The sequence below is a fragment of the Yoonia sp. R2-816 genome, from assembly GCF_046762905.1.
Lineage (GTDB): Bacteria > Pseudomonadota > Alphaproteobacteria > Rhodobacterales > Rhodobacteraceae > Yoonia.
Window position 1 is genome coordinate 1 of sequence record NZ_JBKQXN010000176.1, and the last position, 10,659, is coordinate 10,659.

Below are 10,659 nucleotides of genomic sequence, written 5' to 3' on the forward strand. Positions count from 1 at the left end.
TTGTGACCCCCGATCAGGGCGGAGACGACACGACCGACAGCGACGCGGTGGACAATGGCGACGGCACAGCCACCACAGCCCCCGTGATGGTGAACATCGGCGACGCAATCCGCAATGTCGACGCCGGCATCGCCGATCCGGGGACAGCCTCCTTGGGAGACACGGTGTTTATCGACGAAAACGGGAACGGATCCTTTGACACTGGCGAGGCGACGCTGGCCGACATTGGTGTCACTCTGCTGGATGAAGATGACATCGTCATTGCCACGACCACAACGGCAGCCGACGGTACCTATCTTTTCGACGACCTGGATGCGGGCACATACAGCGTTCTGTTTGAAGAAGCCGACGGATTTGACTTTACAACCGCGAATACCGGCAACGATGCGGCCGATAGTGATGCTGACGCCACGACAGGGCAAACCGGGGACATCGTTCTGGGTATCGGCGAAACCGATTTGACGGTTGATGCCGGCTTTGTGGCGGAAAACGCGGCACCTGTTGCGACAGATGATGCGGCCATGGTGTGTGCGCTTGAAACGACCACGATTGACGTCTTGGCAAATGATACGGATGCAGACAATGACATTGTCACGTTGGCAACCGTCAACGGTGTTGCACTGGCGGCAGGCGAAAGCACAACGCTGGAAAGCGGTGCTGTCGTGTCGTTGAATCAGGCTGGTGCGTTGGAGTATGACAGCACAAATGCTGTACTGGATGGTGTTGCGGCCGCAGATATCCTCATCGGGACGACCTTGAATGACAGTTTCGTCTATACGATCTCGGACGGTCGGGATGGCACAGATGACGCCATGGTGACGGTCGAGGTCAAAGGCGCTCTGAATACAGTGGAAACGATTGCCGAAACCCTGCCAATGGCGGCTGCAACGACACAAGGCAACTTCCGGGCAGGTCTTGGCTATTCATCAACCATTAATGGCACCGGTGACAGCCGTTTGGATGGTCTGAGCATCGAATCCGCATATTGCATCGAACGAGAGGAGGATTTCATCGCTGATATCGAAGTGAGCATGGATCTTTATGCCGGTACGGAAAGCGCAGTGGATGGCGGTATTTTCACCAACAACCTGGTTGAGAACCTTGATGCGATCAACTGGCTGCTGAACCAGAACTTCACCGAAACAAGCAATGGTGACGTCAGTGGGCCATCAGTCGGCCGCGACTATACCGAAGCTGAAATCCAACATGCGATCTGGGGTCTGACAGATGGCAATTCGCAGATGAACATTCCCGTTTTCGTGGGCGACTTCTATAATGGGACGCAGGAAAACGTGGAAGAGCTTCTTGCTCTCGCACTTCAAGAGGGCGACGGTTTTGAAGCTGGTGAAGGCGATCTGATGACGATCATTCTGGATCCAACCGAAGTGCAGGCAGGGGCAACAGAAGATACAGATTATGATCAGGCGTTCATCGTGACCGTGTTATTCGACGACTTGATGCAAGACTGCGTTTGTTAGGCCGGAAGCGGATGGGGACGAACCACCAATTGATTGAAGTGTTAGGGTCAGGACCCATTGATTTCAGTTTCGTGACGTGATTCAGGAGGAAAAAAACGTGTGATGACCCTAACTTAAAATACTGGTTTAAATGTACAATAAGTTGAGGGACCAACTTGCGCGAGACTCGTTTGGCTTAATATCCGTCTTGGGACACGCTATCTTGGGTCCAGTTGCTGCATCTTGCAGTGTGTCGGGCGAATGGACCCAAGAGTTTTCGTTGTTCCTTGGTTCTGCAAACAAAAGCGGACCATGAGGACAGGGTTTTCTATCCACATATCGGATATCGTGGCCAATTGGCGGGCTCATGCGCCGGGAACTTTCGTGCTGCCTCACCCGTCATGGCGTAACAACGCGTGGCTGCGCAAGCATCCCTGGTTTGAGGCAGAATTGGTTCCCAAATTACAGAGAACGGTCGCCGCGGTTCTGACCGCAGCGCGGCTCTGACACAGCCAGGCACCCACCGAAATCCCCATATCACGCCATTGTCGCTGTATTACCGCCGTATTTTAGGGATAATGCGCTGATTGTGATAGGGTGTTAACCTATTGTCGTCATGACGAAACTGCCCAAAGCTGGACCAAGATGATAGAGTTCGCAAATGTCAGCAAGTCGTTCTGGACCGGCACGCAGCGCAAGGTGATCCTTGACCGCGTGTCCTTTCGGGTTGAGCTGGGCAATTCACTGGGCATTCTGGCGCCCAATGGCACGGGCAAAACCACCCTGATCAAGATGATGGCCGGTCTGGAAAAACCGGATGAAGGCACCATTACCCGGACCAGCAAGATATCATTCCCGCTGGGGTTTATGGGCGGCGTGACCCAAAAGCATTCCGCCATGGAAAACAGCCGCTATATCGCGCGTCTATACGGGCTTGATCCTGATTACGTCGAAGCCTTCTGTCGCTGGCTTTGTGGTTTGGAAGAATATTTCGACATGCCTGTCGGCACCTATTCCGCTGGCATGGCGGCCCGGTTTTCCTTTGCCTTGATGCTGGCGCTGGATTTCGAGATTTACTTGATCGACGAAGGTATGCCCGCATCGACGGATGCCGAATTCAACCGCAAAGCGGGCCAGATTTTGCGTGAGCGGCTGGAAAAGACCACAATCATCATTGTGTCGCACCAGCCTGGGACACTAGAAAGATTTGCGCGCTCGGCGGCTGTTCTAAAGAACGGCCAGCTGCATATGTTTGACACCTTGGAAGAGGCGAAACGGCTCTATGACTACGAAACCGAGGGTTAAGAAATTTCGGATACAACGGCGCAGCCGGTTGTTGAATATGCTCGATCCGACCGGGACCGGGAAGGATGATGATGTCACGGTGACCGAGGCCGAAGCCCCGCCAACCCCAGCCGAAGAGGCCGAGATCGAGGCGATCACCAAGGAAGGTCTAACCGCCCGACAGTTGCGTATGGCCCGCCGTGTCGCACAGAAAAACGGGCTGGCGGTCAGTTCGGATTTTGATGCGGTCTATCAGCTGCGCAAGGCGGGCATTGATCCGTTCCAGCGCAGTTCCGTGCTCGAGCTTGTCACCGAAGGCAAGGACGGCAAGACTGCGGCACCAGAGCAACCGCAACTGCCCGAGGCCCTGAAAAAAGACAAGAGCACCATGCCGGTGGTGACCTCTAAGGCCCCGAATGCACCAATCTCGGAAGTGGCTGCAATCCAGCGCGACATTGCCCGGCGCCGCCGCCGCAAGCTGGCCCTGCTGTTCACCCGTCTGTCGTTTTTCGTCTTCCTGCCCACGTTTCTGGTTGGTTGGTATTATTTCACCATGGCAACGCCAATGTATGCCACCAATTCCGAAATCGTTATTCAGCAGGCCCAGTCGCAAAAGCCGGTTGGCGGCTTTGCCAGCCTGTTTCAAGGCACATCCATGGCGACCCAGCAGGACAGCATTGCGGTGCAATCCTATCTGGCCTCACGCGAGGCGATGCTGCGTTTGGACGAAGATCACGGGTTCAAATCACATTTTTCGGATAGCGATATCGACGAAATCCAGCGGCTGCCCGCCGACGCCACAAACGAAAGTGCCTTTGACCTGTACACCAACCACGTCAAGATCAGCTATGATCCGACCGAAGGCATCATCCGGATGGAGGTCATTGCCGCTGATCCCGACAAAAGCGTGGAATTTGCCAATGCCCTGATCGGCTATGCCGAAGAACAGGTGGACCAGCTGACCAGCCGCCTGCGCGACGATCAGATGGCCGGGGCGCGCGAAAGCTTTGAAGATGCCGAACGCCAACGGGCCGAAGCGCTGAGTGATCTTTTACGCATTCAGGAGGATTTTCAGCAGATTGATGTGGCCAGCGAAACCTCGGCCCGGATGGCGCAGATTACATCGCTTGAAACCGAACGGCAGCGGTTGAACCTGATATTGCAATCACGCCTGAATGTGGCCCGGCCCAGCGAATTGCAGGTGCAAAGCCTGCGTGATCAGATTGCGAATATCGATGACTTGATCGCCCAGAAGCGTACGGAAATGACCACCGGGACCTCATCGGAAACATCGCTGGCCGCCCGCAACACCGAATTGCGCACGGCCGAGGAAAACTATGCCTTCCGCACGGTGCTGGTCCAGCAGGCCTTGGAACAGATGGAAACCGCCCGGATTGAAGCCAATCGGCAAGTCCGCTACCTGTCGCAAAGCGTGCGGCCCATCGCCCCGGACGAGGCGACTTATCCGCGCGCGTTTGAAAACACGATCTTGGCGTTTCTTATCTTTTCGGGGATTTATCTGATGATTTCACTCACCGCCTCTATCCTGCGCGAACAGGTCAGTTCCTGATGCATGATGTGCAGATTGGCGCGCTGACGGTCAGCAATGATCGCCCGCTCTTGGTGATCGCTGGCCCCTGCCAGTTGGAGGGGACTGATCACGCCCAGATGATTGCAGGCCACATGGCCGAGGTTTGTGCCGCTGCCGGAGCGCAGTTTGTGTTCAAAGGCAGTTATGACAAGGCCAATCGGACCTCGCTGGAGGGCAAACGCGGCCTTGGAATGGATGAGGGTCTGAAAGTCATGCAATCAGTCAAGGACAGTATCGGTTGCCCGGTGCTGACTGATATTCATGCGCCCGATCATTGCGCAACGGTCGCATCCGTTTGCGATGTCATGCAGATCCCGGCCTTCCTGTGTCGCCAAACCGATCTCTTGCTGGCGGCGGGCGAAACCGGTGCTGTGATCAACGTCAAGAAGGGGCAGTGGCTGGCACCATGGGACATGCCCAATGTGGTATCCAAAATCGAAAGTACAGGAAACAAGCGGATTTTGCTGACGGAGCGTGGAGTGTCATTTGGCTATAACACTTGGGTTGCCGATATGCGCAGTTTGCCCACGATGGCGCGCACCGGCTATCCAGTGGTTATGGATGCCACCCATTCAATACAGCAGCCGGGCGGTTTGGGCAGCAGCTCGGGCGGGCAGCGCGAGTTTGCCCCTGTGATGGCGCGGGCCGCTGTGTCGCTTGGCATTGCGGCGGTGTTCATCGAAACCCATGAGGATCCGGATACCGCCCCGTCCGACGGGCCGAACATGATCCCGCTTGATCAGATGGGTGCGCTGGTGCAAAGCCTGATGAAGTTTGACGCGCTGGCCAAGGCGGACCCGCTGCGGGTTTAGGGCTTGGACAGGCTGCCGCCAGCCACTAGGGTTGGTCCAATGCCATTCGCCCGAGTTTCCCATGCGCCTTATTGCCCTTTTCGCCCTTCTGCTAACCCTTGCCCTGCCTGTCGCCGCCCAAGAGGCCGGCGGCATGATTGGCACCGAAAACTCTGCCAGCCAGGATGCTGCCATCGCCGAAAGGCTGCGGGAAATCCTGCGTGAATTGGGAAATTACGACGATGTGACCGTCATCGTGAACGAGGGCGTCGTGACTATGCGTGGCACGACAACCTCCGCAGCCGAGGCAGCCGCACTGGAACCGCTGGCAAACCGGGTCGAAGGGGTCGTGGCCGTCCGCAACAATGTGGTTGAAACCGCTGATATCGGCGCCCGGCTGGACCCGGCGGTTGATCGTTTCAGGGCGCGTCTGGACCAATTGATCGCGTTTCTGCCATTGGCCCTGATCGCCCTTTGCGTCTTTATCGCCATCGTCTTTGTGGGTGTGCTGATCGCTCGCATGCGCCAACCCTGGAACCGGTTGGCCCCAAATGCGTTTATCGCCGAGCTATACCGCCAGTTCATCCGCATCGCGTTTGTCATCATCGGCATTGTGGTTGCACTTGATGTTTTGAACGCGACGGCCCTGCTCAGCACGATCCTGGGTGCGGCAGGGATCATCGGTCTGGCGCTGGGTTTTGCCGTCCGTGACACGGTCGAAAACTATATCGCGTCGGTCATGCTGTCGATCCGGCAACCGTTCAGCCCCAACGATGCGGTGGAAATCAACGGTGACACGGGAAAGGTCATCAAGCTGACGAGCCGGGCGACGATCCTTTTGTCATTCGACGGCAACCACATCCGCATCCCCAACGCGACCGTTTTCAAAAGCCGGATCATCAACTATTCGCGCAACCCCGAACGGCGGTTCGATTTCGAGATCGGGGTCGCCTCAGACGCCGATCTAGGGGCGGTCCGGGACTTGGCGGCGGAAACGGTTGCCGCACAGCCCTTTGTGGTCGAGGCGCCTGGACCGGCGGTCTGGATCAACCGGATCGGCGACGGTGCCATTTTCCTGACGGTCACTGGCTGGATTGATCAGCGTGAAACCGACCTTTTGCGCGCGCGGGGCGAAACACTGCGCCTTGTAAAGGAAGCGATCGAAGCAGCGGGCGTGGAAGTGCCGGACACGACCTATCGGATCCAGATGCTGGGGGCGCAGACGGCTCAGATCACCGAAACGGAAGAGCGGCCTGTTGCTCCGGCACCCAAGGCGGCAAAACCATCGAAACCCGGCGATGTCGCGGCAACCGGCGATGAGCAGTTGGAAGAAATGATCGATGCCGAACGCGAAGGCGGCGAAACCGGTGATCTGTTGTCCGAGGACGCCCCAAAAGAATGAGATTTTTGACAATCGGTACTTGATACGCGCCGATCATCGCAGTATCTAGCGCAACGCTGCTGGGATGTAGCCAAGTGGTAAGGCAACTGTTTTTGGTACAGTGTACCGTAGGTTCGAATCCTACCATCCCAGCCAAGCACTTCCTCTGTGTGTCGTCCGGCGTGAATCGCAACTTGTCCGGCGAGACTTACAACTTTTGTCGGGTAAGAATGCAACTTCCACCATATCTGCCGCTTTGAGTGGTCGGCTGACAGCTTAGTTGGCCGGTTTGTTGGTTTGCAATAACTGCCGCGTTGCGCGAGCTCTGAAGGCGTGGGATTTGGCACCAAGGGCGTATTTTGTTGAAAAACTCATGCTTGATCGAGGCCTGAACTGCTGATTCAATTCCCCCATTGATTGGGGGGATTGGCGATGTTGGGACCGAAGCAGGAAGCGCAGGCGGCATTGTTTTATGAGTTCTCGCTGGAAGATCATGTCCCCCAAGATCACCTGTTGCGGTCGATTGACCAGTTTGTCGATCTGAGAAGCATTCGCGCTCATCTGGCCGATTTTTACAGCCATACAGGGCGTCCTTCAGTCGATCCCGAACTGCTGATCCGGATGCTGCTGGTCGGCTATTGCTTTGGTATCCGGTCGGAACGGCGACTCTGCGAAGAAGTGCATTTGAACCTGGCATACCGCTGGTTTTGCCGTCTCGACCTGAATGACCGCATCCCAGACCATTCAACCTTTTCAAAGAACCGACATGGACGTTTCTGCGAGAGCGAACTGCTGCGCCATCTGTTTGAGACGACCGTTGCGAGATGCATCACCGAAGGCCTTGTCAGCGGTCAGCGCATGGCAGTCGATGCCAGCTTGATCGAAGCTGATGCGAACAGGCAGTGCTCTGCCCCGAAGGAAGAATGGGACCCGGCGCGTATCGATGTGGGCACTGCACCACGCGCTGTTCGCGAGTATCTCAACACCCTGGATGAGGCTGCCTTTGGTGCAGCCAGTGAAGTGCAGCCCAAGTTCACATCCTTTTCCGACCCTGCCAGTCAGTGGACTGCTGCGCGCAAAGGCCCTGCATTCTTTAGCTATTCCGACAACTATCTTATCGACACGGATCACGGTGTTATCGTTGATGTCGAAGCGACCAGATCGATCCGGCAGGCTGAGGTGGGATCGACGAAGACCATGCTGAACCGCGTCAGAGCCAAGTTCGACTTGCATCCGGAACGCCTGATCGCGGACACCGCCTACGGCTCCGGTCCGATGCTGGACTGGCTGGTGAAGCGCAAGATCACCCGTGAAGAACATGAAGACGCCAGAGATGTCGCCCGTGCCATCAGAAAAACGCGCCAGTACAAAGTCTCATCAAAGCTGCGCAAGAAGGTCGAGATGCTCTTTGCCCACCTCAAACGGATCCTTGGCTTGGGGCGGCTCCGGTTACGCGGCCCATGTGGCGCAAATGACGAATTCCTCCTCGCCGCAGCCGCCCAGAACCTCCGCAAACTAGCCAAGATCTTTCCTGCACCGCAGCAAACACGCAAAGCCTGACAAGAAAGGCGCCTGCGCGCCATACAGCTGTCCACTTTCTGCGCTCGCAACACGTTGTTTTTCCACAGAATCGGCGGAATCCGAACATTCGCTGCGACCGCGAGGCAGTCCAGCCAGCCTACTGGAAGCGGATATCAGTCATCCGAAATCGGTTTCACCTACAGGTTGCGGGCGACCATGTTTCTAAACTAACGTCTACCTCACTAACTAAATTTCTTTCGCTACTTATCGGGCTTATCTCAATTGCAAATAGCGCATATTTCGATTTCAGAATTTTGAGGCATAAAGTCACTTGATTGGGCGCCCTCGCCAACCGTAAACTGTTTGATTGGTCCAGGTGACTCCTGCAAGACAACGATTTTGGACGCAATTGAAATCGGTCTAGGCCCACGATTTGGCTACACTGGAAGCGATCCAGATCTGTTCGGTTGTAACCCGACTAGCAAACCCGAGATCTATCTGACTCTTGTCGGTCTACCGGATGATTTGATCGTGGATCAAAAATATGGGCTCCACTTGCGTGGCTGGAACGAGACGGATCAAAAAGTAAACGATGAAATGGTTGAAGGTGACCAGACCGCATTAACGATCAGGGCCGTGCTTGACCCAGATACCCTAGAATGGAGATGGGAAATTTTCAATGAGCGTCTTGAAGGCGAGCCACCTCGATTGGGGTTCAAAGACGCAAAGTCCATCGCACCCAACCGCCTTGGAGAATACGCAGACCGCCACCTCACTTGGGGTCGAAACTCTGTGCTTGGAAGAGTCGAGAAAGGGCCAAACGCGTCTGAACTTTTGGCTAGTTCAGTTAGACAGGCAAAGGCATCATTCGCTGCAGGCGACCGTTCGTCGTTTGATGAGGTTGTAAAGCTTACAGAGAAAGTCGGTGCGAACTTCTTGGTGCCCAAGGCCCAAGCATATGAAGCCCAATTAGATATCCATTCAGGTATGCTCGCTTCAGGTGCAGTATCTTTGCATGACGGCAATATGCCGCTGAGGACACTCGGTAGCGGCTCGTCACGCCTTATGGTAGCTGGTGTCCAAAACTCAAGCCCGCAGCAGAACATCACATTGGTGGATGAGCTTGAATTAGGGCTGGAGCCTCATCGCATAATGCGCCTGTTGCGTTTTCTACGATCTGGTTTCCCACAGGAGGGCGAAGCACCGCCTATCGTTCACCAAACCTTCCTGACAACTCATTCACCGGTAGTTGTTTGTGAATTGGATGTCGCAGAACTGTATTGCGTTCGTAACAGCGCAGGCAGCGTCACCGTCAGATGCGCGCAGCCAGCTGAGGGGCAATCGGAAACAGCACAGCGGCACGTTAGATCCAGTCCTCATGCGTTTTTGGCTCCACGCTTGTTGATCGGTGAAGGGCGAACAGAGGTTGGTTTTTGGCGCGCACTTGATGATCTGTGGTGCGCCAATGACAAGGAGTCCTTCGCCTATCAAGGTGTCGTTGCAATTGACGGTGGCGGAAACGACAATGCCGTGAAGCTCGGTTTGCATATGCAGAAACTCGGCTATTGCTGCTTCGCATTGCTTGACACGGATGTTGTTGTATCCGCAGCCAACAAACAAAAATTTGAAGAAGCAGGGGGACTAATCGCTGAATGGGCGGACGGCTGCGATATCGAACGCAGGATCTTTCTAGATGTTCCATGGGGGACCGTGCGAAAAATAATCGAATACGCTCTTGAGACCTCCGGCGAAGGTAGGGTTTTGAGCAATCTTCGCTTGGCTGACGGTGCCGCAAACCTTGATCGGGTTGCCTTAGACGCACTTCCCGAGTCTGACGCTAATCGCGCATGGTTGGCCTCGGCCGCCATTTTAAAAGTTGAAAAGAGCTCAGGGGGCAAAGAAGATCGATCATGGTTCAAAGATATGACGCGCGGGGAGCAGTTGGGACGGATCGTGTTCGGCTGTCTACCAGAAATTCCCCAGACGCCACTGGCGAAAACGATAAATGACGTGAGGCATTGGGTCGATGCCTGAACTTTCCCAAGAGGAAGTAACGGCAACCATTCGCGCGACCAAATCCGGCAGTATTATCGCGGCCGCTGGATGCGGCAAGACTGAGCAGATTGTACGCACTGTAAAAGCTATTGGCGATGATCCAACAGTTTCAAAACGCTGTCTCATTTTAACCCATACGTTTGCGGGCGTAGACGTATTGCAGAAGCGGTTACGCGGACTAAATGTGCCAGCTTCGGCTTACCGGCTCGATACAATTGCGAGCTGGAGTCTTCGGTACGCGAAGAGCTACCCTAAGACATCTGGTATCAAAAACACAAACCCACAGCACAACAACGACTGGTCAGCGGTTTATCCTGCTGCGGAAAAACTCGTCCGCTCCCGCAGCGTCGATGACATCATACTTGCCACCTATGCTTGCGTTTTTGTCGATGAGTATCAGGACTGTAGCAAAAGCCAACATGCGCTGATCGTTGGGCTCAACTGGACCTGTCACGTTTTTGTGCCGCCCCAGGTGCTCGTTTAGGCCACTTTCCGTTCGAAAGCGACCGGGCTTTTCCAGCCCAAAGCTGAGTGCCGCCTGCGCGGATTGTAGAAGCCATTGATGTATTGGAAGATGGC

The 10,659-nt window shown here is 55.3% G+C and carries 8 protein-coding genes and 1 tRNA gene; all 9 read left to right on the forward strand.

Going from position 1 to position 10,659, the window contains the following annotated elements; genetic code table 11:
• The coding region (locus ACFWW2_RS06790; RefSeq protein ID WP_393927091.1) for an SdrD B-like domain-containing protein at positions 1-1,478 on the forward strand (1,478 nt) is incomplete at its 5' end.
• Between the two features lie 624 nt (positions 1,479-2,102).
• The gene (locus ACFWW2_RS06795; RefSeq protein ID WP_393927092.1) at positions 2,103-2,762 is read left to right on the forward strand and encodes an ABC transporter ATP-binding protein; all 660 of its coding nucleotides are present in this window, start codon (positions 2,103-2,105) and stop codon (positions 2,760-2,762) included.
• 37 nt (positions 2,763-2,799) lie between these two features.
• The gene (locus ACFWW2_RS06800; protein WP_393927093.1) at positions 2,800-4,311 is read left to right on the forward strand and encodes a capsule biosynthesis protein; all 1,512 of its coding nucleotides are present in this window, start codon (positions 2,800-2,802) and stop codon (positions 4,309-4,311) included.
• Positions 4,311-5,144: a 3-deoxy-8-phosphooctulonate synthase gene (gene kdsA / locus ACFWW2_RS06805; protein ID WP_393927094.1), complete on the forward strand. Its 834-nt coding sequence runs from the start codon at positions 4,311-4,313 to the stop codon at positions 5,142-5,144. The genes ACFWW2_RS06800 and kdsA overlap by 1 nt, the downstream gene beginning before the upstream one ends.
• Positions 5,145-5,205: 61 nt before the next feature.
• Positions 5,206-6,525, forward strand: a complete 1,320-nt coding sequence (locus tag ACFWW2_RS06810; protein WP_393927095.1) for a mechanosensitive ion channel domain-containing protein — start codon at positions 5,206-5,208, stop codon at positions 6,523-6,525.
• A 60-nt stretch (positions 6,526-6,585) separates the two neighbouring features.
• Positions 6,586-6,660: transfer RNA gene (locus ACFWW2_RS06815), tRNA-Gln, on the forward strand.
• Between the two features lie 276 nt (positions 6,661-6,936).
• Positions 6,937-8,064 carry an IS5 family transposase gene (locus ACFWW2_RS06820; protein ID WP_393927096.1) on the forward strand — a complete coding sequence of 376 codons (1,128 nt, stop codon included), beginning with the start codon at positions 6,937-6,939 and terminating at the stop codon, positions 8,062-8,064.
• 360 nt (positions 8,065-8,424) lie between these two features.
• On the forward strand, positions 8,425-10,059 hold the full coding sequence (locus ACFWW2_RS06825; protein WP_393927097.1) for an ATP-dependent nuclease: 1,635 nt from the start codon (positions 8,425-8,427) through the stop codon (positions 10,057-10,059).
• Positions 10,052-10,564: an AAA family ATPase gene (locus ACFWW2_RS06830; RefSeq protein WP_393927098.1), complete on the forward strand. Its 513-nt coding sequence runs from the start codon at positions 10,052-10,054 to the stop codon at positions 10,562-10,564. The genes ACFWW2_RS06825 and ACFWW2_RS06830 overlap by 8 nt, the downstream gene beginning before the upstream one ends.
• Positions 10,565-10,659: the final 95 nt, after the last annotated feature.